Source organism: Paludibaculum fermentans (assembly GCF_015277775.1).
GTDB classification, from domain to species: domain Bacteria; phylum Acidobacteriota; class Terriglobia; order Bryobacterales; family Bryobacteraceae; genus Paludibaculum; species Paludibaculum fermentans.
Genome location: NZ_CP063849.1, coordinates 5,401,751 through 5,427,091, shown reverse-complemented (window position 1 = coordinate 5,427,091; position 25,341 = coordinate 5,401,751). Strand labels below are relative to the sequence as shown.

General features: G+C 62.8%; 24 protein-coding genes. 19 read left to right on the top strand and 5 right to left on the bottom strand.

The annotated features are described in order from the left end of the window. Nucleotides 1-22 precede the first annotated feature (22 nt). A complete protein-coding gene (locus IRI77_RS21370) occupies nucleotides 23-274 on the top strand; it encodes a 4Fe-4S dicluster domain-containing protein (protein WP_194447043.1) in 252 nt (83 codons plus the stop codon). A gap of 124 nt (nucleotides 275-398) precedes the next feature. On the opposite strand, the gene IRI77_RS21365 is transcribed toward IRI77_RS21370, so the two are convergent. Then, the gene (locus IRI77_RS21365; RefSeq protein WP_194447042.1) at nucleotides 399-845 is read right to left on the bottom strand and encodes a GatB/YqeY domain-containing protein; all 447 of its coding nucleotides are present in this window, start codon (nucleotides 843-845) and stop codon (nucleotides 399-401) included. Between the two features lie 113 nt (nucleotides 846-958). On the opposite strand from IRI77_RS21365, the gene IRI77_RS21360 reads away from it, so the two are divergent. From IRI77_RS21360 to IRI77_RS21315, 10 genes are all read left to right on the top strand, one after another. Beyond that, nucleotides 959-2,065 (top strand): pyridoxal-phosphate-dependent aminotransferase family protein, encoded by a 1,107-nt coding sequence (locus tag IRI77_RS21360; RefSeq protein ID WP_267239321.1) that lies wholly within the window; start codon nucleotides 959-961, stop codon nucleotides 2,063-2,065. Nucleotides 2,066-2,068: 3 nt separating this feature from the next. Next, the gene (gene serA, locus IRI77_RS21355; RefSeq protein ID WP_194447041.1) at nucleotides 2,069-3,661 is read left to right on the top strand and encodes a phosphoglycerate dehydrogenase; all 1,593 of its coding nucleotides are present in this window, start codon (nucleotides 2,069-2,071) and stop codon (nucleotides 3,659-3,661) included. Nucleotides 3,662-3,821: 160 nt separating this feature from the next. Then, nucleotides 3,822-4,271, top strand: coding sequence for an RNA recognition motif domain-containing protein (locus IRI77_RS21350; protein ID WP_194447040.1), 450 nt, complete (start codon nucleotides 3,822-3,824; stop codon nucleotides 4,269-4,271). A 207-nt stretch (nucleotides 4,272-4,478) separates the two neighbouring features. Then, nucleotides 4,479-5,567 (top strand): PIN/TRAM domain-containing protein, encoded by a 1,089-nt coding sequence (locus IRI77_RS21345; protein WP_194447039.1) that lies wholly within the window; start codon nucleotides 4,479-4,481, stop codon nucleotides 5,565-5,567. Between the two features lie 56 nt (nucleotides 5,568-5,623). Beyond that, nucleotides 5,624-6,346 (top strand): 2-C-methyl-D-erythritol 4-phosphate cytidylyltransferase, encoded by a 723-nt coding sequence (ispD, locus tag IRI77_RS21340; RefSeq protein ID WP_194447038.1) that lies wholly within the window; start codon nucleotides 5,624-5,626, stop codon nucleotides 6,344-6,346. Then, a complete protein-coding gene (ispF, locus tag IRI77_RS21335) occupies nucleotides 6,346-6,828 on the top strand; it encodes a 2-C-methyl-D-erythritol 2,4-cyclodiphosphate synthase (protein ID WP_194447037.1) in 483 nt (160 codons plus the stop codon). The genes ispD and ispF overlap by 1 nt, the downstream gene beginning before the upstream one ends. A 21-nt stretch (nucleotides 6,829-6,849) precedes the next feature. Next, nucleotides 6,850-7,617, top strand: coding sequence for an alpha/beta hydrolase family protein (locus tag IRI77_RS21330; RefSeq protein ID WP_194447036.1), 768 nt, complete (start codon nucleotides 6,850-6,852; stop codon nucleotides 7,615-7,617). 147 nt (nucleotides 7,618-7,764) lie between these two features. Next, on the top strand, nucleotides 7,765-8,505 hold the full coding sequence (locus IRI77_RS21325) for a PEP-CTERM sorting domain-containing protein (protein ID WP_194447035.1): 741 nt from the start codon (nucleotides 7,765-7,767) through the stop codon (nucleotides 8,503-8,505). A gap of 92 nt (nucleotides 8,506-8,597) precedes the next feature. Further along, nucleotides 8,598-10,142: a hypothetical protein gene (locus tag IRI77_RS21320; RefSeq protein ID WP_194447034.1), complete on the top strand. Its 1,545-nt coding sequence runs from the start codon at nucleotides 8,598-8,600 to the stop codon at nucleotides 10,140-10,142. A gap of 137 nt (nucleotides 10,143-10,279) precedes the next feature. Then, nucleotides 10,280-11,017: a PEP-CTERM sorting domain-containing protein gene (locus IRI77_RS21315; protein ID WP_194447033.1), complete on the top strand. Its 738-nt coding sequence runs from the start codon at nucleotides 10,280-10,282 to the stop codon at nucleotides 11,015-11,017. Between the two features lie 129 nt (nucleotides 11,018-11,146). On the opposite strand, the gene IRI77_RS21310 is transcribed toward IRI77_RS21315, so the two are convergent. Next, complete coding sequence (locus IRI77_RS21310) at nucleotides 11,147-12,991, bottom strand: hypothetical protein (protein ID WP_194447032.1); 1,845 nt, start codon at nucleotides 12,989-12,991, stop codon at nucleotides 11,147-11,149. A gap of 461 nt (nucleotides 12,992-13,452) precedes the next feature. Here IRI77_RS21310 and IRI77_RS21305 point away from each other — a divergent pair, with 461 nt between their 5' ends. Beyond that, nucleotides 13,453-13,893 (top strand): RidA family protein, encoded by a 441-nt coding sequence (locus IRI77_RS21305; RefSeq protein ID WP_194447031.1) that lies wholly within the window; start codon nucleotides 13,453-13,455, stop codon nucleotides 13,891-13,893. Nucleotides 13,894-13,981: 88 nt separating this feature from the next. Beyond that, nucleotides 13,982-15,385 carry a sulfatase-like hydrolase/transferase gene (locus IRI77_RS21300; RefSeq protein ID WP_194447030.1) on the top strand — a complete coding sequence of 468 codons (1,404 nt, stop codon included), beginning with the start codon at nucleotides 13,982-13,984 and terminating at the stop codon, nucleotides 15,383-15,385. Between the two features lie 3 nt (nucleotides 15,386-15,388). Here IRI77_RS21300 and IRI77_RS21295 read toward each other — a convergent pair whose 3' ends face one another. Continuing rightward, nucleotides 15,389-16,843: an amidohydrolase gene (locus IRI77_RS21295; RefSeq protein WP_228486247.1), complete on the bottom strand. Its 1,455-nt coding sequence runs from the start codon at nucleotides 16,841-16,843 to the stop codon at nucleotides 15,389-15,391. Nucleotides 16,844-16,900: 57 nt separating this feature from the next. Between IRI77_RS21295 and IRI77_RS21290 the strand changes: the two genes are divergently transcribed. From IRI77_RS21290 to IRI77_RS21280, 3 genes are all read left to right on the top strand, one after another. Next, nucleotides 16,901-18,388: a Ppx/GppA phosphatase family protein gene (locus IRI77_RS21290; RefSeq protein WP_194447029.1), complete on the top strand. Its 1,488-nt coding sequence runs from the start codon at nucleotides 16,901-16,903 to the stop codon at nucleotides 18,386-18,388. Between the two features lie 7 nt (nucleotides 18,389-18,395). After that, on the top strand, nucleotides 18,396-19,151 hold the full coding sequence (locus IRI77_RS21285; RefSeq protein WP_194447028.1) for a CHAD domain-containing protein: 756 nt from the start codon (nucleotides 18,396-18,398) through the stop codon (nucleotides 19,149-19,151). Between the two features lie 339 nt (nucleotides 19,152-19,490). Beyond that, the gene (locus IRI77_RS21280; RefSeq protein ID WP_194447027.1) at nucleotides 19,491-21,119 is read left to right on the top strand and encodes an L-lactate permease; all 1,629 of its coding nucleotides are present in this window, start codon (nucleotides 19,491-19,493) and stop codon (nucleotides 21,117-21,119) included. A gap of 62 nt (nucleotides 21,120-21,181) precedes the next feature. On the opposite strand, the gene IRI77_RS21275 is transcribed toward IRI77_RS21280, so the two are convergent. After that, a complete protein-coding gene (locus IRI77_RS21275; protein WP_194447026.1) occupies nucleotides 21,182-21,778 on the bottom strand; it encodes a Spy/CpxP family protein refolding chaperone in 597 nt (198 codons plus the stop codon). 180 nt (nucleotides 21,779-21,958) lie between these two features. On the opposite strand from IRI77_RS21275, the gene IRI77_RS21270 reads away from it, so the two are divergent. Genes IRI77_RS21270 through IRI77_RS21260 form a run of 3 tightly spaced genes read left to right on the top strand, consistent with a single transcriptional unit; the run spans nucleotide 21,959 to nucleotide 24,172 of the window. After that, nucleotides 21,959-22,261 (top strand): PilZ domain-containing protein, encoded by a 303-nt coding sequence (locus IRI77_RS21270; RefSeq protein ID WP_194447025.1) that lies wholly within the window; start codon nucleotides 21,959-21,961, stop codon nucleotides 22,259-22,261. A 33-nt stretch (nucleotides 22,262-22,294) separates the two neighbouring features. After that, on the top strand, nucleotides 22,295-22,600 hold the full coding sequence (locus IRI77_RS21265) for a hypothetical protein (protein ID WP_194447024.1): 306 nt from the start codon (nucleotides 22,295-22,297) through the stop codon (nucleotides 22,598-22,600). Between the two features lie 45 nt (nucleotides 22,601-22,645). Continuing rightward, a complete protein-coding gene (locus IRI77_RS21260) occupies nucleotides 22,646-24,172 on the top strand; it encodes an AAA family ATPase (protein WP_194447023.1) in 1,527 nt (508 codons plus the stop codon). A gap of 6 nt (nucleotides 24,173-24,178) precedes the next feature. On the opposite strand, the gene IRI77_RS21255 is transcribed toward IRI77_RS21260, so the two are convergent. Continuing rightward, the gene (locus IRI77_RS21255; protein WP_194447022.1) at nucleotides 24,179-25,186 is read right to left on the bottom strand and encodes an SMP-30/gluconolactonase/LRE family protein; all 1,008 of its coding nucleotides are present in this window, start codon (nucleotides 25,184-25,186) and stop codon (nucleotides 24,179-24,181) included. Nucleotides 25,187-25,341: the final 155 nt, after the last annotated feature.

The window sequence follows — 25,341 nt, the reverse complement described above, 5'->3', positions numbered from 1 at the left end:
TATAAACGGAGCCCCTACTCTTATGGCATATGTGATCACCGATACCTGCACGAAAGACAATCACTGCATCGACGCCTGCCCCGTGAACTGCATTCATCCGACGCCCGACGAACCGGGCTACGAGGAAGCGGCCCATCTGTTCGTGAATCCGGGCGAGTGCATCGACTGTGGCGCTTGCGTGCCCGTCTGCCCCACCACCTCGATTTACGTCCTGGAAGAACTGCCGGCCGAACTGGCTGCCTTCGCGGATTCGAACGCCGCGTTTTACAACTAAGCTGCCGGCCTGAGAGATCTGCCCGCCTGCCGGGCACCCAGTGTGTGTTACTCCAAAAAGCCCGGTGCGGACAGTACGCGCCGGGCTCTTTTTGGGTTGAGCGTCTCGCCTTGGGTGATCTGGCTCAGCTGAGTTTGGCGCGGATCTTGTCGCTCATCGACTTGCCGTCCACGCGTTTGCCCGCCAGTTTGGCTTTGGCGGCCGTCATCACCTGGCCCATCTGTTTCGCGGTGGTGGCGCCGGTTTCAGCGACGGCGGCGGCAATGGCGGCATCCACCTCTTCCTCAGTGGCGCCGGCCGGCATGTAGCTCTCGATGAGCCGCAGTTCCGTCTCTTCCTTCTCCGCCTGCTCAGGGCGTCCGCCCTTGCGGTACATCTCCGCGGAGTCGCGGCGCTGCTTGATGAGGGAGTTCAGCACCTTCATTTCGGCGGCTTCGTCGAGCTCCTTCATGGAGTCGACTTTCTCCTTCATGAGGGCCGCCTTCACCATCCGGATAGCGCTGAGCCGCGCTTCCTCCCGTGCTTTCATGGCGGTCGCCATATCCTTCTGCAACTGATCGAGGAGCGGCATATTTGATATCCTGAGTCCTACTTCCCGTTTATTTTCCCACAGCCATGTATATCAAGAAACAGCGACTCCTGACGCCAGGCCCGACGCCCTTGTTGCCGCGCGCTTTGCACGCTATGATGGCGTCCGACATTCACCATCGTACCCAGGACTTCATCAAGCTGTACCCCACAGTGCTGCGTGATTTGAAGGAAGTCTTCGGGACCCAGGGCGACGTTCTCATTACCGTGTCTTCCGGCACGGGTGCCCTGGAAGCGTCCATTACCAACTTCTTCAGCGAAGGCGACAAGGTCGTCATCTGCTGCGCCGGCAAGTTCGGCGAACGCTGGGTGGAGCTGGCCAAGGCCTTCCGCCTGAACGCGGTAGTCCTGATGGCGGAATACGGTTCCGTGGTCGCTCCGGCCGCCGTGGAAGCGGCCCTGAACGAGAATCCGGACACCAAGGGCGTTCTCTTCCAGGCCTCGGAAACCTCCACCGGCGCGGCGCACGACGTCAAAGCGATCGGCGAGATCACGAAGAAGACCGGCGCCCTGTGCATCGTCGACGCGATCACCGGCCTGGGTACGATGCCGCTCGACATCGACGGCTGGGGCCTCGACATCGTGGTGGGCGGTTCGCAGAAGGCGTTCATGATCCCGCCCGGCCTGGCATTCATCAGCGTCAGCGCCAAGGCGTGGGCGCAGAGCGCGTCCGCCAAGCTGCCGCGCCTCTACTTCGACCTCAAGAAGGAGAAGAAGATGGCGGATAAGGGCGAAAGCGCCTGGACGCCGAACGTCAGCCACATCCTCGCTTTGGCCGAAGCGCTGAAGTACATCAAGGAACTCGGCATGGACAAGCTGGTCGAGAACGCCCAGTTGCTGGCCAAGGCTACCCGCGCCGCCGCTCTCGAGCTGGGGCTCGAACTGTTCGCGCCCGACGCGCCATCGTCCTCCGTGACCGCCATCAAGGCGCCCAAGGGGATGGATTCCAGCGACATCGTCAAGGGCTTCCGCAACCAGTTCGGTTCCGTCATCGCCAACGGCCAGGGCACGATGAAGGGGCAGATCTTCCGTATCGCGCACCTGGGCTACTTCGACTTCCCCGACCTGTTCGCCATGGTCGCCGAGCTCGAAATCATCCTGCACTCGAAGGGCATTCCCGTGGAGTTCGGCAAGGGTGTGGCCGCTGTGCAGCGCGTCTACGCCGAAGCAGTGTCCGCCAAAGAAGTAGCGGCGGTGAAGTAGTCGATGAAGATCCTCGTCGCTGAACCCCTGTCGCCCGCAGCGATCGCCCTGCTCCAGAAGCAGTCTAGTTGGGACATCGTCGTCTCGAACCCGAAAGAATACGAACCCCACCTGGCCGATTGCGACGCATTGCTGGTGCGTAGTGCCGTCAAGGTGAAGGGAGACACCCTGGCGAAGGCTCCGAAGCTGCGCGTGGTGGCGCGCGCCGGAGTCGGAGTCGACAATGTGGACCTGCCGGCCGCCACGGCTGCTGGCGTCCTCGTCATGAATACGCCGGGCGGCAACGCCGTTTCGGTGGCCGAGCACACCCTGGCCATGATGCTGGGGCTGGCGCGCATGGTGCCCGCGGCCACGGCGTCCACCCGGGCCGGAAAGTGGGAGAAGAAGAAGTTCCTGGGCAACGAGCTGCGGGGTAAGACCCTGGGGGTCGTGGGGCTGGGGAACATCGGGCAGGAAGTGGTGCGGCGGGCGCGCGGCTTCGAGATGCGCATTGTCGCCTCCGATCCGTACGTCAATCCCGCTACCGCGGCCCACCTGGGTGTCGAACTGGTGAGCCTGGACGAGTTGCTGTCCAACTCCGACTACATCAGCCTGCACCTGGCCGTCACTCCGGAGACCCGGGGCATGATCAACGCCGCCACCATCGCGCGCATGAAGGATGGCGTCCGCATCATCAACTGTGCCCGCGGCGAACTTGTCGACCAGAACGCGCTCTGCGAGGCCCTGGTTTCGAAGAAGGTGGCCGGCGCCGGACTCGACGTGTTCGAGCCGGAGCCGCTGCCCGCCGATCATCCGCTGCTGCAGTGCGACAACCTGATCGCCACGCCGCACATCGCCGGCTCGACAGAGGAAGCTCAGGAGATTGTGGGCATCCGCATTGTCGAGCAGTTGGTCGAGTACCTCCAGAATGGAGTAGCGATCAACGCAGTGAACATGCCCGCCGTGACGCCGGAGCAGTATAAGGCGATTGGCGGCTCCATCACCCTGGCGGAGCGCCTGGGTAAGTTCGCGGCATACGTCTCCACGGGGCATCCCAAAGGCGTCCGGGTCACTTACTTCGGCCGGATCGCGGAGATGAACACGAATCTGGTGCGGAACGCCGCGCTGGCCGGCGTGCTCAGCCGCGGGCTTTCGAACCGGGTGAATCTCGTCAACTCCATGCAGGTGGCGGCACAACGCAACCTGACGGTGAGCGAGTCGCACCAGCCGCGTTCGATCGGTGAGGACTCCGTGCTGGTCGAAATCGACACTGACCAGGGCGTGACCTCCGTTTCAGGCAGCATCATCCTGGACAAGCCGCGTCTGCTGTCGGTGGATGGGATCCGGGTGGAGAGTACGCTAGCCGGGCAGCTCATCTACATGAGGAATGACGACGTGCCCGGTGTCATCGGCCACGTGGGCACTGTCCTGGGCCGCAACTCAGTGAACATCGCCAATTTCTCGCTGGGCCGCCAGGATAAGCCCACTGCCCCAGGCCAGCCGCTGATCGCGGTAGCGCTGGTGGAGGTGGACTCCGCGCCAGGAGAGGCCGTGCTGGACGAGTTGCGGACCAATCCCGCCGTTCGCCTGGCCGTGACCGTGCAGCCCGGCGACTAGGCCAACTGGCGGAAGACGCCACTTCCACACAATTCGTTTCAAAAAAATGGGCGGCTCGCATTGCCGCCCATATTTGTGCGTGATAACATGTAAGTGCCTCATGGACTGCACTTCCTCTCGAACCAGTCCCAATCCCCGACGGAGCTAACTTCCCAACTCGATGAGTTCGACCGTTTTTCTCGGTAACCTTCCGGTCTGGGTCACTGCCGATGATATCAAGGCGTGGCTGACAGCGGACAACTTGGTGGCCGATTCCGTGAAAGTCATCCGCAATCCGGAGACTCAGGAATCCAAAGGCTTTGCGTTCATTGAAGCGCCGAACGACGAAGAGATGAATTCAATCATCCGGCGTTTCGATCGCGCGCCTCTTGAAGACCGCCTTCTGCGGGCAAATCCCGCTCAACCGCCGCGCCCCAAGGGCGCTGTGCGCCCCGGTGGGCCCATCGGGCATACCGCTTCCCCTTCTTCCTCTGCTCCCGCTGCTTCCGTTTCCGCTGCCGTTCAAGCCCCAGGTGGCGAGCGTGACCGGAATCGCCGCGGTGGCAAGAAGCACCGCCGCCCGAATGGCCCTCAAAGCGCTTTTGCCGAAGAGTTGGCAAAGGCTCTCTAGACTTCATTTTCTTAACTCAAACACGAACGGGCGCGCCGGCTAGTCTGGCGCGCCCGTTCCGTCTTTCCAGTCGTCCCCTTACCCCTAGTCCTTGACGTGGTACCAATCTCCGAGTTGGGCTGGTGGTATACTCATTCCGCGATGGGGGTCCGCTCTATCATGATCGGGTTCCCCTGCTGGAATTTAGTGTGAGTTGAGGAGAATCCGGTGAATGACTTGTTGCTGATCAGGGCGCTGTTCGTGCTCATCCTGACAGCTGCGGCCTGGTTCCTTCAGCCCTTTGGTCTAACCTCTCCATTCGCCGCCGGTGTCGGCATTATCTTAGGGATCCTGATTGTTCTCTTCGAGGTGCGGCTTAAGCAGGTTAGTCTGAAACGGTTGATCGGGGCGGCCGTGGGCTCAGTCCTGGGGATCGTCGGCGCATTCCTCGTGTCGCTTATCATTGCCTGGGCCCTGCCGGGCAGCAAAGGAACGGTTCCGTTCCTTCAACTTCTAATCCTGCTTCTGATGTCATATGTGGGCCTCATTGTCGGCGCGACCAAAGGCGACATGCTCAACCTGTCGGCCCTGGGCGGTTTGTTCGGCGGCGAAAAGGCTCAAAAGCAATCCTTTAAGATCCTCGATACCAGCGTGATCATTGATGGCCGCATCGCCGATATCGCTGAGACAGGCTTTCTCGACGGGACTCTCGTCGTCCCGCAGTTCGTCCTGCGGGAGCTCCAGTTGGTGGCGGATTCCGCCGACTCCATGAAGCGCAACCGCGGACGCCGAGGCCTGGACGTCCTGCAGCGTGTCCAGAAGATGGCCAATCTGAACGTCCAACTGCTGGAAGACGATTTTCCGCACATCCGCGAAGTCGACCTGAAGCTGATCGAGCTGGGCAAGATTTACGACTGCAAGATCATCACCAACGACTTCAACCTCAACAAAGTGGCTCAACTGCATGGAGTTGAGGTGCTCAACATCAATGAACTGGCGAACGCCCTCAAGCCCATCGTCCTGCCAGGCGAGATCATGCGTGTATTCATCCTTAAGGAAGGGAAGGAATACAACCAGGGCGTGGCCTATCTGGATGACGGTACGATGGTGGTGGTGGACAACGCCAAACGCCTGATCTCGAAGACCATCGATATTTCCGTGACCAGCGTTTTGCAGACGCAGGCCGGCAAAATGATCTTTGGCCGCTTCGATGAGAGGGTACACCACGTACACGAGAAGAGCATGCCCTCGGATCGTGGCCGTGCCAGTGAGTCGGGTCAGGAGAAGTCGGCCCTCCCCGCGCATCCGCAACCCTGAGACGGCCGGCCTCGTGGCCGCCAAGTGAAAATTGAATCGACCAAGAGCCAGACAAGATGAAAGTCTCCGTGATTCTACCCGCCGCCGGACTCGGCACTCGCATGAAGAGCCAGTCCGCCGAACATACGGGCACCAATAAGAAGCAGTTCATGTCGCTGGAAGGCGCGCCGATTCTGCTGCATACCGTGCGCAAGTTCGTCGCCTGCCCGCTGGTGACGGAAGTCCTGATAGCGCTGCGAGGAGCCGATCTCGAACTCGCCGCGGAGTTGCTGAGCCAGGAGACCTTCGCCAAACCCGTGCGCTGCGTGGAGGGCGGAGAATCCCGGCAGAACTCCGTCGAGAACGCGCTGGCGGCTTTGGATCCCGATGTCGACATCATCGCGGTCCACGACGCCGTCCGTCCGTTCATCGACTCTGAAACCATCGTGCAGGTGATCCAGCAGGCTGCCGAGACCGGAGCGGCCATTGTCGGGATCGTGCCTGTGGACACCGTGAAGCAGGTCCAGCGGCATGTGGTGCGCGGAACTTTGAACCGCGACCGCCTGGTGCTGGCCCAGACGCCCCAGGTCTTCCGTGCCGCACTCCTTCGCGAAGCCTTCCGGAAGGCGCGCGAGGACCAGTTCGTCGGCACTGACGAATCCAGCCTGGTCGAGCGGCTGGAAAGCGTCGAAGTCACAGTGGTTCCAGGCAGCGACCGGAACATCAAGATCACCCGCCCCTCCGACATCGAGTTAGCCCGCTTGTTCCTGGCCGAGGAAAAGCGGAAGGTCCAGAACTGATGGATATCCGCACCGGCCTGGGCTGGGACAACCACCGCATTGCCGTCGGGCGGCCACTGATTCTGGGGGGCGTCACAATCCCCTGCGAGTTTGGCCTGGACGGCCACTCGGACGCCGATGTGCTTTCGCATGCGATCACGGACGCACTGTTGGGTGCTTTGGCGCTGGGGGATATCGGGATGCACTTTCCGGATACAGATCCGCGCTGGAAGGGCTGCGACTCATTGGTCTTCCTGAGGCACGCGGTCACCCTGGCTCGGGAATTGGGCTACACCATCTCCAATGTCGACTCCACTGTGATCCTGCAGCGGCCACGGCTGAAGGACTTCCGCCTGCCCATTCGGGAAAGCCTGGCTGTCGCGCTGGGACTGCCTGTCGACCGTGTCTCGGTGAAGTTCAAGACCGCCGAGAAGGTTGGGCCCGTTGGCGAAGGCAAATCCGGCGAAGCGCAGGCTGCGGTGTTGCTCTACAAACCCGCCTGATCCGCGTCGAGGCTGCAAAGTATGCAGAGTGCCCTGTCCAAACCCGCACCCGATGCCGATGCCCGCATCGCCTACGGCCAGGATCCGAACCAGTTTGGCGAGCTGTATCTGCCGCGCGCGACCGGTCCCCACCCGACGATCATCTTCCTCCACGGCGGCTTCTGGCGCGCTGCTTTTGACCTGAAGCATGCGGCCCCTCTGTGCAAGGCGCTCGCGATGGAGGGCGTCGCCTGCTTCAATCTGGAATACCGGCGCATCGGGCAGGCGGGCGGCGGCTGGCCTGGTACCTTCGATGACGTTCGCGCCGGAGCTGCCTTTCTCGCGAAAAACCTGGGTAAGTACAACCTCGACCCCAAGCGGCTGGGTGTGGCCGGCCACTCCGCCGGCGGGCACCTGGCCCTTTGGTTGGCCGGCGAGAAGGTCGCGCCCCTGCGGATGGTGCTGAGTCTCGCTGGAGTCGCCGACCTCCGCCGCGGCTTCGAGTTGAAGCTGAATAATGGCGTTGTGGGGGAACTGATGGGCGGAGATCCAGGAAAGCATCCGGACCGCTATGCCCGCTGCTCGCCCATAGAGCGTGTGCCCATCAAGGTCTTCACCCGCCTGATCCACGGCATCAAGGATGACGTGGTACCGCTGGAAATCTCCAAGCGCTACGAAGCCGCCGCCCGCAAGGCCGGCGACGATGCGCGCCTCATCACCCTGCCTGCCACCGGCCACTCGGAGCTGATTGACCCGGAGGCGCTCGAGTTCCGTGTCATCAGCTCCACACTCCGGTCAGGCCTGCTATAGGTACACCACTGGTTGTGGCGTGTGACGTTTGTCACCGCTAAATGTGCCTGACCAGCGTGTATCGTTGATTCTAGACGGGTTAGTCATTGACGGTGCTCTACATTAGCTGTATTCTGATCCGACCGAAGATTTGGAGGAGTGTTCACAATGCAGCACAGGAAACGGGTCAATACACCCGTCGCGTTTCTTTACTTTGGGCTCATGACCGTCCTCGCGTTCATGGTCCTGGTCGGCCCATCCGCGGCTAGCGCCGTCTCCGCCAACGTGGTTGTCTATGGCTCGGGCGTGTATGGCTCGGGTCAGTCTCAGTCTGGCAACCTTGATTTCGTGGCTTCGGAATGGGATGTTTCGCCGTTCTACATCAGTGGACCGTCGATCACCCAAAAAGGCAGCTCGATCAAGATGTCCAACCTGAGCATCAGCTGCCAAAACGATGCCGGATGCGGAGAGGTCACCATTGCGGCGTACCTGAGCGGTCTCACCAATCCCGGAGTGTTCACGGTGAGTCTCGACGGGAATTTCGGCCTCCCAGGCTTCAACGAGACGACTTTGGGCGATAGCTCATCACTGAATGGCTCGTATTTTGCGTACACCTACCTCGGCAACTCGCAGGTCGGGGTGTACGGCAACCTCAGGGGGAGTTACGGCTCCTTCGCGGTTGGGCCGTTTACGTCACCGGATCTTTCTGCCGTCGGATCCCCGTTCAACCTGGTATTCGGTGTCACGTTGTACGGCATGAACTACCTGGAAACCCTGTCGATGGAGAACAGCTTCAACATCAACGTGAACACGCCTACCTCCGTGCCGGAGCCTTCCAGCATGGCGCTGTTCGCCGGCGGGCTGGTTGGTCTGGGATTGTTGCGGCGCAAGCTCTACAAACGGGAGTGAACCGCCCCTCAACCTGACTGTGTGAAGGCCGCCGCCCCGTCCCGGGCAGGCGGCCTTCGTCGTCTAGTACTCTAGCTGGAGACCGATCTCAAATGCCGCCCACTGCCGACAAGGAACAACAAGCCGCCGAGCCGAGATCCTGGAGCTCCTGGTTTCTGCCGGACTTGCGGATGGTGGGGGCGATCCTTGTAGTGGCGTATGCGCTCGTGCGCGGCGATGCCCCTCGCCGGCTGCTGACCGACTCCGATCCCGGCTGGCACATCCGGGTCGGGGATTGGATCCTCCGCCACCACGCTATTCCCCGTACCGACTGGATGTCGTTTGTCACCTCTGGCCGGCCCTGGCATGCGTGGGAGTGGCTTTCCGAAGTGATCATGAGCGTTGTCCACTCCTGGGCGGGGTTGCCCGGACTGCTCGCCTTCTATCTGGGTGTCATCGCCGCTGCCTTCTGGATGTGGATCCACCTGCAACGGACGCTGGGCTCCAGTCCGATCCTCGTCTGCCTGCTGGCCGCGCCGGTGGTGACCGCCACGCAGTTGCACTGGATCGCCCGTCCGCATCTCATAGGTTGGATCCTGACGCTGGCTGCATTCGTTCTGCTCGAACGCGGTGGCAGCCGGTTCAGAATCCCCCAAGCCCTACTTTGGGTGGGGCTGTTCTCACTCTGGGCGAACCTCCACGCGAGCTTCCCCTTGGGGATCCAGTTTGCGGCCGCCTATTGCGCCGCCTGGCTCGTGAAGCCCTGGATCTGGAAGGATTGCGACCGGCAGCAGTGCCTGCAGCGTGCGAGATGGTACGGGCTTGCGACACTCTGTGCGGGCGCGGGCAGCCTGATCAATCCTTATGGGATCCAGCTTCACTTACACATCGTCGACTTCCTGCTGCATCCCGAAGCAGTGAAGGGGGTGGGCGAGTGGTTGCAGCCCGATCTGTTGCGCGTGGAGGCGGGACAACTGGCCTTCGCCGTGGCCTTGACCGCCGCCGGTTGTCTCTTGTCCGTTCGCATCCGCCGGTTGGAATGGCTGCTGATCGGGCTGGTGGTTCTGATTACCGCGTTGCGCGTGGTTCGCGGAATCCCAATGCTCGGCCTGGTTGGAGTGCCCATTTTCACCGCATCCCTCACGCATTGGATCCGGCAGGACTTTTCCAAGGCCGGCTGGGCCAGAGGCTTCCTCCGCCTCTCGGACGAAGTCCAGGAGTTCGACTTCTCCTTCAAAGGGGCGCTCCCCGCCTGCCTGTTAGTGGTCTATCTGGTGCTCTGGGCCAAGGATCCGGTCAACCAGCAGCGGATCGGGTGGAACCCGATGATGTACCCCGATGGCGCCTGGAAGTACCTCGCTCAACTCCCCGACGATGTGCGCATCTACTCCGCCGATGTCCACGCGGGCTACCTGACCTACAACTTCAATGGCCGGAAGCAGGTCTTCCTGGATTCGCGCTCGGACTTCTATGGCGCCGCACTCTTCAGCCAGGTCATGCAAATCTGGGACACACGACCGGGCTGGCGCCCCGTCTTCGACCAATACCCTTCACGCATGCACTGGTCTTTCCCCGTGCGCCCATCGTCCAAGGCTCTTCGGGACGCTGGTTGGAAACCTGTCTATCAGGACCGGTTTTTCCAGGTTCTGGCTCCGTAGCGGTCCACCCAGACGCCCGGCGGGCAGCGCCGGTTCTGAAGTCGTTGACTGTCAGGGCTGTTACACGAAACTCTTGACTGAACTCTCACCCGGATGTATTCTTCGTTCACTGTCCACGATTGAGGAGGAGAAAGTCAATGAAACCGGACAAAAAGGTCCGTACGTCGTCTTTAGTGTGCTATTACGGCCTGATGGCCGTACTTGCGTTCATGGTAATCGTTGGCCCGTCCACCGCGGCCGGGATCTCAGCAAATGTAACGGTGACCACCGTCGGCTCCAGTCCGACCCAGTCAGGTCCGCTGGATTTCATGCCTGGGAACTGGTACATCCAGCCGTTCAACCTGTCAGGCCCGTCGATCCATCAGACTGGAGCATCTTCGTACGAGATGTCGAACATGAGCCTGTCCTGCTGGGGCGATCTCGATTGCGGCCCCATTACGGTAGAGGCGAAGCTGTACGGTGTCTCCAACCCCGGCATCTTCAGTCTCGACATTGATGGTTTCCTTTCCAGTGATTACGGCCCTGGCATCACCGCGACAGGGGAATTCAACCAGTTCAGCATCTCTTACTGGGCCTATGCGGTGTTCGGCTCGGGTTCCTACGGGATCTCGGACAGCCTCTCTCAGAACTATGGCTCCGTCATCGTCCCGCTCACCTTCTCGAACGACTTAACCAACATGGGGGTCCCCGACTATTTCCGGTTTGGCTTTACGATTGATGGGATGACCTACGGCGATTACCTCGACCTGGGCAACAGCTTCAACATCAACGTGAATACCCAGCCGTCCTCCGTACCGGAACCGTCCAGCTTCGTCCTCTTTGGAGGCGGGCTGATCGGGCTCGGCCTGCTGCGGAGAAGGCTGCACAAGCGCTGAGATCCTGGTTCCTGTCGAATTGGAGCAAGGCCGCCCCCCTCCGTAGGGTAGGCGGCCTTGTTCTTTTGCAGCGGCAGTAGCGAGTCCCGGATATGGGGCCCAGCCGCCACCTCTCCCGGCTTATTTGCCTCAAAAACCCAGGCGCCTGCGGATCTCGGCCCAAGTCTCCGATAGCAGCTGCTTCTTCTTGAGCATGGTCCATCGAGGAGCCTGGTAGATCGAGCTGCCTGCTCTGTCGACCAGCCGCAGGCCGCGCTGGGATTCCATCACTTCACGGCTCCTCACGTAGAGTGCCGCTTCGCCATCCGAGGCCAGGAGGCTTGAAAGTGGAGGAACAGCCGCGGTCTGGTCTGTCAGGATGTAGTTGATCGGGACGCCGGGGACCCGGCTACGGTGCGCGTAATAGGCCCAGACCGAAGGCAGCACGCCGAAGCGCCGTTCCGGCACTCCTTCCGCCCAGCCGTCGGGAATCGCCTGGGCCATCAACTGGAACCCCTTGTACACGCGAGGCTCCTGCCAGTCGTATCCGGGGATGAGGCATTCAATGCTGGAGCCGATGGACCGTGTCGTCACATACACGCCGGTTCTTTCCGGCCAGGAGAGGATCATCGCCACCGCCGCGGCCGCTGCCGTGGCCATGTAGAAGCGCCGCCGGCGCGGCACGTCGTCTGGCTCCATCCGCCAGAAGACTACCAGGGGCAGCAGCATGACGGGCACGAAGTAATGGATGTGCACCAGCGCCTGGGTGTAGAAGAACAGGAAGTAGGCCAACGTGGTCAAGGTAACAGCGCGGCTCAGTTCGTCCTGCCTGCGCCACAGGGCCAGCGAACCGAAAGGCAGGATGCCGGCGGGCACAACCACCCACCACCAGCGCTGCAGGAACAAGGTGTCCCACACAAATCTCAACCGCAGCATGGCTCCGATCTGGTAGACATTCAGGCGTTCCTCGAGCAGCGCGGACCAACCATGCTCGCCGCCAGGCTGGGGGACTCCGAGAGAAGGCAAGAAGTGACCAAGGATCCTGGTTGTGATCATGCAAGCGGCCAATACCACCGCCGTGGCCACCACCTGATTTCTGGGCTTCTCTTTCCAGGCGACGAGCGTCGCCGCGCACCACAGGCAGGCTAGCATGGCGCCGGTAGGCCAACAGGTGTACAGGGCGGCCGTCCAGAGCACAAGCGAGCCATACGCGCGCTGGCAATAGGCTAGAGCGAATCCAAGGAAACAGACCACAAACAGGGTGTCCTGCGTCGCCGGTGAGGCGAGGTCCGCGTGATACGGATTGTAGGTGATGCTATAACCCGCAACCACCAGGTAAATGACCAGGGCTATCCAGATCAGGATCTGCCCCGGCCGTCCAATGCGCCGCGTCACTGACGCGAGTACGCCGAAGAACAACACCAGCAGGTACAGGAACAAAGGAAGGCGGGCGGACGCCTCGCTGTCTCCGAAGATCCTTACAAACCACGAGCCAGGGAAGGCAAACAGCATCGTGGTGAAGCCGGGAAAGCTGGCGTCCCCCGATTCCGGGGGCCAGAAAGGCAATGCGTGAAACAGCAGCCTCCGGCTGGTTTCGAGCACCTGGTGCCCGTCCGGATGGAACGCTTCCCAGTAGATTTTCGGCACCAGCGCGGCCAGGCAGCACCACAACACCATCACGGTCAGGAGTACTGATTCCGTGTCGGCGCGGCTCCATTCCGGAGCCTGCGCAGGATCGCCGGCGCGCAGCCATGCGACTCCAAACGACACGGCCGCCAGCCCGATCAGAAGTGCGAAGAAGCCTACCCCGGCCAGTGGCTGACTCAGGAAGGACTGCGCGATGCCCGCGCATAGGCTCACCCCGGCCAGGCTGAGTCCGAAGCCCGAAAGCACCCAGCGGTCCAGGCGAGTGGCCGCGCCGGTGGCAAATGCCAGAAACAGGCCGGGCATCAGGCAAAGCAGGAAGGAACTGATGGCCACGAGTGGCGCACGCAAGTACAGCAACACTCCGTGCTCGGGTACGAAGTAAGGGTGTAGACCGGCCGCCCTGGGAAACAGGCGAGCGCTGTCCGCGATGGCTCCAGAGTCGACCAATACGGGAAGGGCCGCAAAGCCCAGGGCAACTGCAGTCAGGAGAAGGAAACGCCGGCCTGGGGTAAGGCGCTGCATCACCTTACGTCTGTTCGCCCCGGACACAGCGACGCATCAGGCGTTTGCTATTGTGGCCGGGGTGTAAGCGAGGTTGTGTTAAAAACTGTTGGGCGGAGCACATGCCGGGGTACTGTACTTTTGCTGTGGGTTCGCCAGATTCTACCCCACGAGCAGAGCCCCCGGCAATCTGCCGTTAGGTGGGTGTTCCCGTTGAGGAATTTGCCCATTCCGGCGTCGAAACTGACTGCCGATCGGGGCCCGGTGCCGCCCGCAGTCGATCCGCGATAATAGCAACAGACTCACGCATGACTCCGCAACAAACCGCTGAATCCCTCGGCATCGAATTCACCAGGATTGAACCTGGCTACCTGAACCTCTGCATCCGCTCCGGCAACCAGCTCATCTCCTCGGGCCACGTCAGCACCGCGAAAGGCAAGCTCGGGGCCGGCCTTACCACGCAGGAAGGCTACGCCGCCGCTCGCGACTGTGCGGCCAAGATTCTGAACTCCGTCTGGAATGCCCACGGCACTCTCGACGGGCTGCGCGTGATCAAGGTGCTGGGCTGCGTCAACTCGCACCCGGACTTCGTTGAGCAGCACCTGGTAATCAACGGAGCCTCTGACCTCTTCCACGAAGTCTTCGGCAAGACCGGCAACGGTTACCACGCCCGCTCCGCACTGGGCTTTGTCTCGCTTCCTGTCGGCGCCGCGGTGGAAGTCGAAGCGGTCTTCGAGATCCTCTCCTAACGGCAGAAGCAGCACTCGCACCCGCTCTCCACCCGGTATGATCTCATTGGATGCGCGGACGAGCGAGCCGCCGAGGAGGATCGGACGAGTGGTATATCGCCGGGATTTCCTGAAGAGCTCAGGCGCGGCGTTGGCGAGCAGCGCACTAGCCGCGCCGGCGCCGCGCCTGAACGTGGTGCAGATCCTGATCGATGACATGGGCTACGGTGACCTGGGTTGCTTCGGCGGGGCCATCGCCACCCCGAACATCGATCGCATCGCCGCCAAGGGGGTGAGGTTCACCCAGGCCTATGTGGCCTCTCCGGTCTGCTCCCCGTCGCGTGTGGGCATCACCACCGGCCAGTTCCCGTCCCGCCAGGGGATACATTCCTATCTCGACACCCGGCAGCGGCAGCGGGAATTGGGCCAGCGGGATTTCCTCGACGCCGGTGCCCCCTGCATCGCCCGGGCCTTCCAGCAGTCTGGATACGCCACCGGCCACTTCGGCAAATGGCACATGGGCGGCGGACGAGACGTGGGCGATGCGCCGCTTCCGGCGGAGTATGGTTTCGACGAGTCCTACACCTCGTTCGAAGGGCTCGGGGACCGCGTACTGCCGCCGGGCAAGCTGTCGGAGCTCAATGAGAAAATGGGCCGCGGCAAAATCACCCACGCCCCGCAGAGCGAGCTGACCGGGATCTATGTCGACCGCTCCGTCGACTTCATCCAGCGCAGTGCGGCTGCCCGCAAGCCCTTCTACCTCCACCTTTGGCCGAACGAAGTGCACGACCCGTTCGAACCCAAACCGGAGCTGATGAAGAAGTACGAGCGGTTTGCGGCAAACAAGTACGTCCAGCAATACTTCGCGATGCTGGACAACCTGGATCAGCAGGTCGGCCGCCTGGTTGACACCATCGAGCGCATGGGGCAGGCCGCCAACACGCTCTTCGTCGTCTTGAGCGATAACGGACCCACGGCCTGGCCTTACTACTACAAGGAGAAGCTCGATCCTCCCGGCAGCACTTCCGGCTTGCGCGGCCGCAAGTGGAGCCTCTACGAGGGAGGTATCCGCACGCCCCTCATCGTTCGCTGGGACCAACGCATCCCGGCGGGCCAGACCGATTCGACCACCGTTGCCAGTTCTGTCGACCTGTTCCCCACCTGCTGCGCCCTGGCCGGAGTGGCTCCGCCGCCCGGAGCGAAACTGGATGGCGTGAACCTCAGCCAGGCCTTCCTCGGCAGCCCAATGGATCGCCCGAAGGATCTGCTGTGGGATTACGGGCGCTCCGCCTCCATGATCCGTCCGGGACTGCCTCGCGATCAGAGTCCGAATCTGGCCATCCGCAGCGGCCCCTGGAAACTCCTCGTGAACGGCGACGGCTCGAACCTCGAGCTATACGACTTCCGCCAATCACAGCAAGAGGAGGCGAACGTCGCCGCCGCGAATCCGGTAGTCTCCAAAGAGCTCTCGGGAAAACTGCTCGATTGGCGCCGGTCGCTGCCCTCGGTGTGAAGCCTACGGCCGCGCCGGCAAGGCCGGCTGCTTCCCTTCCGGGATCAGCGAACGATACTGCTTCCCTGCCATCTTCTGGTCGAAGGCGGCCCGTGCCGACTTTACCAGTTCCGGGTTGTGGAACAGGTCCGAAGCGCTCAACGCGAGCGCCTTCGCAGCCACCATCATGCCCTTGCGGCCGAGCTCCGTTCCTGCACAGGCCGTCGAATGCCAGGAATGCAGCGGCGTGCCCGGCGGGAAGGTGCTCGCGCGCATATGGCCCACCGGCACCACCCAGCTCACATCACCTACATCGGTGGAGACCGAACTCACCGCCGTATAGGGCCGCAGGATCTTCGAGGTGGTGTCCAACGGCGGCAGATTCGGATTCCCCAGCGACTGCCTGATCTTCTCGGCGAAAGCAGCTTCGTCCGGCGTATAGGTGAAGCCGCCTGTGATGCGCAGGTTCTTGTCCAGCAGGTCGCGCAGCACGGGGTTTGTCACGAAATTCGCGTAGGCCGAAACAATCTCGATCTCGACCCGCGTGCCGCTGGCCAGCGCACCAGCCTCGGCGCAGTTCTTCACTCGCTCCCAGATCCCGTCCAGGGTCTTCAAATCCGGGTGCCGCACAATGATCGACAGCTCCGCGAAGTCCGGCACGATGTTCGCCGCCGCCCCTCCGCTGGTGATGATGTAATGCATGCGCGACTCCTGCGGGATGTGCTCGCGCAGCATGTTCACGGCATGCGTCATGATTTCCAGGCCGTCCAGCGCCGATCGCCCCGCCTCCGGAGCGCCCGCCGCGTGGGCCGCCTTCCCATAGAACCGCACCTTTGCGCTGATGTTCGCCAGATAGGAGTTGTCGTCCGCCTGGTTGGTGTCGCCGGGATGCCAGGCCAGCACGACATCCGCATCCTGGAACGCGCCCGCGCGGATCATGTACACCTTGCCCGCGCCGCCCTCTTCGTTCGGAGTGCCATAGAACCGGATGGTGCCCGGCAGCTTCGCTTCGATCAGGTGCTCCTTCACGCTCACGGCCGCCAGCGCCGAGGCGGTTCCAAATAGGTTATGGCCGCAGCCGTGGCCGGGACCGCCGGAGACTCGCGGGCTGCGTGCCGGCTCCGCATCCTGCGACAGGCCTGGCAGGGCGTCGTACTCTCCGATGATCCCGATCAACGGTTTCCCGCTGCCCCACTCCGCTACGAACGCTGTCGGCAGACCCCCAATATTCTCCTGGATCCGGAAGCCGGCCGAGCGCAACTGCTCCTTCAGCAAGGCCGAGCTCTTGAACTCCGACCACCCCAATTCCGGGTTCTCCCAGATCTGGCGCGACATCGCTTTGTACGGGCCCGAACGTGCCTCCACCTGCTGCAGCAGCTTTTGCGTGTCAAGAGTCTGGGCGGAACTGAGGGCGGCCAGCGCAAACAGTCCCAGTGTGGTGGTCCATTGGGTCATAATCGAAGTCTCGCGGGAACTCATTCATTTTGCACCATGCCACGCTATGCGGCGATAGATATCGGCAGTAACTCAGTCCGCATGATGGCTGCGGAAAGTGAGCGCGGCCGGCCCCTCAAGGTGCTGGCCGAGGATCGCCAGGTGACGCGCCTGGGCGAAAGTGTCTTCCGCACCGGCAGCATCGATCCGGCCTCCCTGGAGTTTCTCTGCGGCGTGCTCACCCGCATGGTCGCCGCTTACCGGCCGTTGGGTGTCCTGGCGGTCCGGGCCGTTGCCACGGCCGCCGTCCGCGACGCCTCCAACGGCGATGAATTTGTACAGCGCGTGAGCGCAGTCCTTGGCCAGCCCGTCGAAGTGATCTCCGGCCAGGAAGAAGCCCGTCTCATCCACCTGGGCGTCGAGACGCGCTGGCCGCATCCCGACGAGCGCATCCTCATCGTCGACATCGGCGGCGGCAGCGCCGAGATCATCGAAGCAGAGCACGGCCTCATGAAAGCCGCGTTCTCGCGCCCGCTGGGCGCCGTCCGCCTCCATTCCGTATTCCTCCAGACCGACCCGCCGCTGCCCGAGGACCTCCGCCGCATGAGCGAGTTCATTGAGGAAAAGCTGGCCGTCGTCTCGCGCCGCATCGACAAAGGAGGCTTCGCCCGAGCCATCGGGACTTCCGCTTCTGCTTCAGCGATCGTCTGCGCCGCCAACCGGATCCCGCGCGCCCGCCGCCCCGAAGCCGACCGCCGCCGGGCGAGCCTGGCCCAGATCCGCCGTCTGTACAAAGGTCTGGCCACCATGAAACTGGACGAGCGCCGCAAGGTGGTCGGCATCGGCCCGCGCCGTGCCGAGATCATCCTGCCGGGCGCGGCCGTCCTCTCTGCCGTGATGGAGCACTTCCAGATCTCGCAACTGGCCTACTGCTCCGCCGGTGTCCGCGACGGCATCCTGCGCGATCTGGCCGAGCGCGGAGTCGGCCGCGAGCGCACCCGGCTCGACAACGAGCAACGCCTTCAGGTGGAGCAGTTCGCCCGCCGCTTCGGCGTCGACCTGCGCCACGCCCGCCGCGTCGGCATCTTTGCCCGGGAACTCTTCCAGGCGCTGGAGCCCTGGCATCGCCTCTCGCCCGAGCAATGCCGCCTGCTCGAAGCCTCCGCCTACCTGCGCGACGTCGGCCACGCCATCAACGACATGAGCCACCACAAGCACTCGCAGTATATCGTGGCCAACTCCGACATCGCCGGCTTCACTGACCTCGAACGCATCGAGGTCGCCATGCTCTGCCGCTATCACCGCAAGGCCATGCCTGGCACCCGGCACGCCGACTTCCTCCAATTGCCGCCCGAGCGCCAGCGTGTCGTGATGCTGCTGGCGCCCCTGCTGCGCATCGCCGACGCGCTCGACCGCAGCCGCGACCAGCGTGTCGCCGGCATCCAGTGCGAGCTCCGGGGTAGTTCGTTCTGTCTCACAATAGAGGCAAGCGAGGATACCGGCCTCGAGCAGTGGGCGGTGGAGCGCGCCGCGGCGCAGTTCCGCCAGGTCTACCAAAAGCCGCTCACGGTCACTTCCGCTCGTTTGTGAGCTCAACATGACATCGTCCGAACATGCCCGCGAGACGCTCCGCCAGTCGATTGGCAAGCTGGAGGAGCAGATCGTGGTTACGCTCAAGGACACGAGTGAAGATCCCGTACACGACTTGCGCGTCTCCATCCGTCGTGTGTCGCAGGCCCTTCGGACGTTTGGACCCCTACTGCCGGGAAAATCAGCCAGGAGCATGCGCAAGGCGCTGAAGCCGGCGCTGGATGCCGCCGCCATCGCCCGCGATCACGACGTCTGTGAAGCGCTCCTCGTGAAATGCGGCCTGCCCGAGGGGCACCCGCTGCTCGTCAGCATGAAGGCGGAGCGGGACAGTGCGGCCCTGGCTCTCCTGGGGCAGGTCTATCTCCTGCTCTCCACTGGAGCGCCCGGCGTCTGGCATCAGCGCGTCGCCGCCATCGCCGGACCAGCGGATGACGCAGCCCTGCAGGCTCGCGAGGCCCTGCCCCCGCTCGCGTCGGAGTTCTTCGACGCCGGACGCAAAGCGGCAGTCCAAGCCGGTTCCGCGAAAAAGCTGCACGCTTTCCGCCTCTCGGCCAAGCGCTTTCGCTACACTCTCGAACTCTTCCGTCCCTTCTACGGGCCCGTATTCCTGCAGCGCCTGGAGCGAGTCCGGCAGATCCAGTCGCTCCTCGGCAAAAGGCAGGATTGCGCCGTCGCGGCCGACCGCCTCAGCGCGCTGTCCGCCACCGATCCTCTTGTCCTGCCGGCCCTGGCGGAAGTGGAAGCTCGCGCCCAAAAATCTTGAGACGGAATTCCGCGAATACTGGCGCACCACGTTCGATGCGCAGGGCCAGTCCCTGCTCTGGCTCCGTTACCTTGCCCGCCGGCCCGCAGCCCCGCAGCCGGTTGAGCCCCCGCCGCCCGCCGCAAGGAAAAAGCGGCCGTCACGCCGTCCGGCGGCGTAACTCCTGCCGCGGCCCGGCGGCCGGATCCGCAGCGAAGGATTTGGCGAGGGAGATTCCCTTCGTGAACGGATGCCGGCCGGATCATGGAAAGCTCCTGGCTGCCTTTTGACTCCGCCGTCGGGCGGTACTCATCGGCGCTTCGCACGCTCCATGGGCCGAATGTCATAGAATGACCTGCCATGTGGCAGCAACACTATACTCCGGTTGCCGGCAGTCTGGGTTTATCCGCTCTGGTGGCCGCGCTACCACTCTTTACGCTCCTTTATTTATTGGGCGCCAAACGAAAAGCGGCCTGGGTCGCCGGGCTTTGGGGCCTGGCCGCCGCGACACTGGTATCGCTAGGCGTCTACCAAATGCCCGCCGTCCTGACATTTGCAGCCATCGCCTATGGAGCCGCCTTCGGACTCTTCCCCATCTGCTGGATCATCTTCTGGGCCATCTTCCTCTACCGCCTCAGCGTCGAGACGGGTCAGTTTGAAGTCGTGAAGGACTCCATTGGCGGCCTCACCCAGGACCGCCGGCTGCAGGCCCTGCTCATCGCGTTCGCCTTCGGAGCGTTTGTCGAAGGCGCGGCCGGCTTTGGGGCTCCCGTCGCCGTCGCCGCCGCCATGCTGACCGGGCTCGGCTTCTCGCCCTTCTACTCCGCCGGCATCTGCCTGCTCGCCAATACCGCTCCGGTCGCTTTCGGCTCCATCGGGATCCCTGTCATCACCCTGGCCGGCATCACCGGGCTGCCGCTTGCGCAACTGAGCGCCGCCGTCGGCCGCATTTGCGCCCCGGTTTCCGTCTTCGTCCCCAGTTACCTGGTCATGGTCATGGGCGGCTGGCGTGCCCTACGCGGAGTCCTGCCCGCCACCATTGCGTGCGGCGTCGCCTTCGCCGGTTCTCAGTTCTACGCCTCCAACTACCTGGGGCCGGAACTGACGGACATTCTCGGATCCCTGGCGGCCATCGGTTCCTGCGTCCTGCTCACCCTGATCTGGAAACCCAAGGATCACTTCGTCTTCGATGGCGCGGAAGCCGTCACCAAGCTGCCGCCGCACCACCCGCTCGGGGAGGTCATCAAGGCCTGGGCGCCGTACGGTCTGCTCGTGGTTTGCGTGCTCCTGTGGGGCCGCCCCGAAATCAAAGTCTTTCTCAACAGCTTCACGGTCATCCTCGACTGGCCCGGACTGCACAATCAGATCCTCCAGGCTCCGCCGGTGACCACCAAGGTGCTGCCTTACGCCGCCAAGTACACCCTGAACTGGCTCTCCGCGGCAGGTACCGCCTGCCTCGTATCCTGCCTGCTCTCCATGCTGGTACTGCAGCCGCCGGTCGCCAAAGTGGCCCTCGCTTTCCGCACCACCTGCAGCCAGTTGGGCAAACCCGTCCTCACCGTGAGTTCTGTGCTGGGGCTGGCGTTTCTGATGAACTACTCCGGAGCCACCGGCACCCTGGGCCTGGCCTTTTCCGCCACCGGAGCCGCCTTCCCCTTCTTCAGCGCCCTGCTCGGCTGGCTGGGCGTGTTCCTCACCGGCAGCGACACCAGCGCCAACGCCCTGTTCGGTAACCTTCAGGTGGTTACCGCCAACCGGCTCGGACTGAATCCAATCTTGATGGCGGCGTCCAATTCGAGTGGCGGCGTGATGGGCAAAATGATCAGCCTGCAGAGCATTGCCGTGGCCGCGGCTGCCACCGGCATGCCCCTCTCTGATGAATCCCGGCTCTTCCGCTTCACCCTGCGCCACAGTATCTTTCTCGCTTCGGTGATCGGTCTCGTCGTCCTGTTCTACGCCTACGTAATGCCCGGCTGGGCGCCCAGATAAAGAAAAAGGGCGGAGCCGCGTCGGTGGTGACTCGGCCCCGCCCCTCCTCTACCTCGTTCAAATTACTGTTGATTCGCCGCTGGCGGCGGTGGTCCGTTCGGGCGCATCATCATTCGGCCCTGCCGCGGCCGCCCCATCATCCCCGGGCCCATGCCCGCCTGTCCGGCTGTCCCGGCCAGGGGTGCGAGCAGACCCAGCGACGTCGCCTGGCCCGCGGCCGGCATCAGTTTCTGCGCCTGCTCCAACGCGGCCATCTTGGTCTTCTGGTCCGGAGTGAGCAGGGCCTGCGCCTTCGCCTGCAGATCGGTGCGATTGGCGAGCATCGACTCAGTGAGTTTCTTGATATCCACCGTCAATTGGCCGATGAGCGCGGCATCCGGATTGGCCGCCCGCACCGCGTCCCGCAGTTGTTGCCGCTTATCGCGAATCTGCTCCATGACGGGCCGCTGCGATTCCGCCTGCTGCTTCCGCAAGTCCTTCAACTGCTGGACTTGCGCATCTGTTAAGCCAAGATACTGTTTCAGCGCGTCAGCGTTTCCGGCCGGCTGCATCTGCTGCTGCCGGGGGCCCATCCCGTTGTGCCGAAATCCGGGGCCGCCCGGCCCCTGAGCCAGCAGGGTGCCTGCCAGCATGAACATCACGACCGTGAGGCGTTTCATAACGTCAGTTCCTTCAATCTCTTCCGGGCTTCCTTGCGGCACTGTCCGAAGGGCCGCATCATCCTCACCTCTCATGACGGGTGTCCGCTGAATTGGATTACTCCCCCTTGCATTCTGCCGCCGCATCAACTACACCCAGATTAGGCTCGGGATGTTTCACTCATTTAGGTGTAGGCGGCAATGGCGGCAAAAAACGAAGAACGGCGGCACGTCCGCCACCCCCTACCGGGCAAGGTCAAGGTTCACTGGCGGACGGTCGAAGGGCATTCGTTCCACTCGCCTGCCAAGTGCCTGAATATTTCCCGTGGCGGGATACGCCTGGAACTCGAACGCGCCATCCCCGTCGGTACCTTGGTAAACCTAGAGTGCCTGCAGTTCCGCATCGCCGGCGTAGCCCACGTCCGGCACTGCGTTGCCAAAGGGATGGGGTTTGTGGTCGGTGTCGAATTCGGCGGCGGCCTGCAATGGACTGAATCCGAGTAGAGAATTCCCCGGTCTTCCACCCACTAGCAGGGTGTGGACGGATTAAACCGCGACGAGCCGGAGGAGATCCTGGCTGGTCATCTCGACCGCCTTGAATCGATCCTCGCGCAGAAGGACACCGAGGTGCGGCGTCTCAGGACAGAGCTGGACCTGCGGCAACTCTACGTCAATGAACTGCACGCCGCACTGAACCGCCAGACACGGCAATTGCAGGATCTGGACAAACGCATCCGGTTGCTGGAGGCGCGCAGGCCGCACGCCATTGCCGAGCTTGTGCCTGATCCGCCAGCCCCGCCGCCTTCCTGGACTGCGCGCATTCGAATCAAGAAAGCCTTTTAGTGGACGAAGAGGTAAGTGGGCAATCCAGATTGCCCAGGCACCACCATGGCGTCAATCCATCCACCTTCTCCAGACCGGGCTGCTAAGCCGCATGAACTGCGGCTCCAGGAACTCACCCGTTGGGTGCTATCCGGCTCGCCCGGTCAGTTCCTCGGACTTCAGGCGCCGCGCGGGATCCTGCTCTCCGGTCCCCCGGGCTGCGGCAAAACGAGACTGGTGCGCACTGCCGCCATGGAATGCGGTGCAGCGTTCTTTCCGCACGAATGCGGTCATTTACTGGACCAGTTCTACCGCGATGGGGTCGGCGGCCTGACGCAGGTGTTCGATGAAGCTCGAGCACATCCGCCGAGTATCCTCTTTCTGTCTGATGTTGAAATGCTGGCGCCTCGTTTGGTCTTCGAGCAGGGTCGTGCCGAACTCCCTCTGGTCGCTCACCTGCTGAAACAGGTCGATTGCACGGAAGCCGGCAGCCGGGTCTTTCTTGTTGCTGCCAGTTCCAAGCCCAACACGATCGCCCAGGAGCTCCGCAGCCGGGGCCGCCTGGATCGGGAAATCGTCATGCCCGTGCCAGACCGCGTCGCCCGGAAAGAGATCCTCGAAGCATGCGTCCGCAGCCTTCCGGTGGAAGGCGTCATCGACCTCGAAAGCCTCGCCAGGATCACGTCCGGCTTTACGGGAGCCGATCTGGCCAGCATCTGCGAAGAGGCCGTGCTCGCCGCCTGCCGTCATCAGCGCGAACAGCCCCGGCTGAGAATGGACCACTTCCTGATGGCGCTGCGCGTCGTCGAAGGCACGGCCCGTGGGGAAGTGTTTCTGGAAACTCCCAACGCCCGCTGGAGCGGTATCGGCGGCTTGGAGCCTCAAAAGCAGCGGCTCAGGGAGTTGATCGAATGGCCCATCCGGCATGCTGAAGCCTATGTCCGGGCGGGCGTCTCCGGCAGCCGCGGCGTCCTGCTCAGCGGGCCCTCCGGCGTCGGCAAAACCCTTCTGGCCCGGGCGGTTGCCAGTGAAAGCGGCGCCGGCTTCCTCGCTCTCCATGGCAAGATCTTCCACGCCCAGCACGAGGATCCGGCCGGGACCTTACGAGAAGCCTTCCGCCGGGTCCGCCAATCCGCGCCCTGTATCCTGTTCCTGGACCATGTCGAGGACCTGATGCAGTCCTACTTGTCCCAACATCTGCTGGCCGAGATGAGCGCCCTGGCCGGGCTGCGCGGGATCGTTGTGCTGGGCGCAACGAGTTGCATCGACCGGCTCGACCCGGCCTTGCTCGGGACCGGTTTCTTTGACGAAATTATCGAGATTCCCCTGCCCGCGGAGAACGAGCGCCGGGAGATTCTCGAACTGTTGTTGGCCAGCCGCACGCCGAAGCTCCAGGCGGACCTGGACTACCTCGCCCGCTCCACCCAGGACTTCACCGGGGAGGATCTGCTGGGCCTCTGTAACCGTGCTTCCCGCCTGGCGCTGCTGCGCGTGCTGGGGGCCGGCGCTCCAGGGGATGCCATCCCGCAACCCGCTGATTTTGAAGCCGGATTGGACGAGCTGCGCCGCCGCCGCCGCCGGCACTTCGTCTGACCGCGCTTACCAGCCCGCGCCCTTCGTGGTCGTCTTGACCCGGCACAGGTACATATCGGCGGTGATGTAGAGCGTGGAACCGTCGTCGCCCCACGCGACATTGGCGGTGGCCTCGCCAGTCTCAATACGGCCCAACCGCGTCCCATCCGGAGCGAAGATGTGGATTCCGCCCGGTCCTGATGCGAATAAGTTGCCGTTTTTGTCTACTTTCATGCCGTCCGGCAAGCCCGGATACTGCGCCACCAGGGAGGTGACATCGGCGAACACGCGGCTCGCCCCCAGCGTCCCGTCTCCTTTCACCGGAAACGCCTTCCACAATGCGTGGGCTGGATCGCTCTGGGCCACATAGAGCGTCTTCTCGTCCGGAGAAAAGGCGATTCCATTCGGGAGCGTCATCTCCTTAGTCAGGAGCGTGACCTTCCCGTTCGACCATCGGAATACGCCGCAATAGTCCATTTCACGCCGAGGGTCTTCACCCCGGTTTGGCAGCCCGTACGGGGGATCCGTAAAGTAGACGTCACCGTTCGATTTCAGGACACCGTCGTTGGGGCTGTTCAGCCGCTTGCCTTCGTAGCCGTCCACCAATGTATTCTTGCCGCCATTGGTGTCCATCCGGGCAACACGCCGGTCGCCGTGCTCCATCAGGATCAGCCGCCCCTGCGGATCCAGGATCAGCCCGTTGCTGCCCGGCTCCGTGCCCCACTGGGAAACTCCGGTGTAGCCGGAGGGTTTCATGTACAACTCGACACCCTTTTCCCGAGTCCATTTCATGATGGAGTTGTTGGGGATGTCGGAGAAGAGCAGGAAGCCATGCCGCTTGTCCCAGACCGGGCCTTCCGCCCATTCAAATCCGGAGGCCAGGACTTCGATGGTGGCGTTGGGCGGAATCAGGGCGTCCAGCGCCGGACTTTCCCGGTGGATCTTGCCGATGGTCGGGTAGCCATTGGGCGGCTGAGCGGCGACGAAGCCTGTAGCAAGCACAGTCAGGGTGAAGGGCAGGGCAAAGCGTCTCATTGGGGATCATTGTAGTGCCCGTGGAGGCGCCATGTGTAGGAATTTGTGGGGCCTGTGGCTGGTTTGGCCCCGGATGGATGAAGGGCAATCCACACACATTGACCTATCTATAGATTAATGATATTTAACTTTTAATGGTTGACAAGGTTTGCTAT

Bases quoted from the DNA above. Each gene is read 5' to 3' on its own strand.
- IRI77_RS21315 (WP_194447033.1), top strand. From the start codon at position 10,280: ATGAAACCGGACAAAAAGGTCCGTACGTCGTCTTTAGTGTGCTATTAC.
- IRI77_RS21370 (WP_194447043.1), top strand. From the start codon at position 23: ATGGCATATGTGATCACCGATACCTGCACGAAAGACAATCACTGCATC.
- IRI77_RS21260 (WP_194447023.1), top strand. From the start codon at position 22,646: ATGGCGTCAATCCATCCACCTTCTCCAGACCGGGCTGCTAAGCCGCAT.
- IRI77_RS21360 (WP_267239321.1), top strand. From the start codon at position 959: ATGATGGCGTCCGACATTCACCATCGTACCCAGGACTTCATCAAGCTG.
- IRI77_RS21365 (WP_194447042.1), bottom strand. From the start codon at position 845: ATGCCGCTCCTCGATCAGTTGCAGAAGGATATGGCGACCGCCATGAAA.
- IRI77_RS21270 (WP_194447025.1), top strand. From the start codon at position 21,959: ATGGCGGCAAAAAACGAAGAACGGCGGCACGTCCGCCACCCCCTACCG.
- IRI77_RS21275 (WP_194447026.1), bottom strand. From the start codon at position 21,778: ATGAAACGCCTCACGGTCGTGATGTTCATGCTGGCAGGCACCCTGCTG.
- IRI77_RS21290 (WP_194447029.1), top strand. From the start codon at position 16,901: ATGATGGCTGCGGAAAGTGAGCGCGGCCGGCCCCTCAAGGTGCTGGCC.
- IRI77_RS21305 (WP_194447031.1), top strand. From the start codon at position 13,453: ATGACTCCGCAACAAACCGCTGAATCCCTCGGCATCGAATTCACCAGG.
- ispF (WP_194447037.1), top strand. From the start codon at position 6,346: ATGGATATCCGCACCGGCCTGGGCTGGGACAACCACCGCATTGCCGTC.
- IRI77_RS21330 (WP_194447036.1), top strand. From the start codon at position 6,850: ATGCAGAGTGCCCTGTCCAAACCCGCACCCGATGCCGATGCCCGCATC.
- IRI77_RS21350 (WP_194447040.1), top strand. From the start codon at position 3,822: ATGAGTTCGACCGTTTTTCTCGGTAACCTTCCGGTCTGGGTCACTGCC.
- IRI77_RS21285 (WP_194447028.1), top strand. From the start codon at position 18,396: ATGACATCGTCCGAACATGCCCGCGAGACGCTCCGCCAGTCGATTGGC.
- serA (WP_194447041.1), top strand. From the start codon at position 2,069: ATGAAGATCCTCGTCGCTGAACCCCTGTCGCCCGCAGCGATCGCCCTG.
- IRI77_RS21325 (WP_194447035.1), top strand. From the start codon at position 7,765: ATGCAGCACAGGAAACGGGTCAATACACCCGTCGCGTTTCTTTACTTT.
- IRI77_RS21295 (WP_228486247.1), bottom strand. From the start codon at position 16,843: ATGAGTTCCCGCGAGACTTCGATTATGACCCAATGGACCACCACACTG.
- IRI77_RS21255 (WP_194447022.1), bottom strand. From the start codon at position 25,186: ATGAGACGCTTTGCCCTGCCCTTCACCCTGACTGTGCTTGCTACAGGC.
- IRI77_RS21280 (WP_194447027.1), top strand. From the start codon at position 19,491: ATGTGGCAGCAACACTATACTCCGGTTGCCGGCAGTCTGGGTTTATCC.
- IRI77_RS21320 (WP_194447034.1), top strand. From the start codon at position 8,598: ATGCCGCCCACTGCCGACAAGGAACAACAAGCCGCCGAGCCGAGATCC.
- ispD (WP_194447038.1), top strand. From the start codon at position 5,624: ATGAAAGTCTCCGTGATTCTACCCGCCGCCGGACTCGGCACTCGCATG.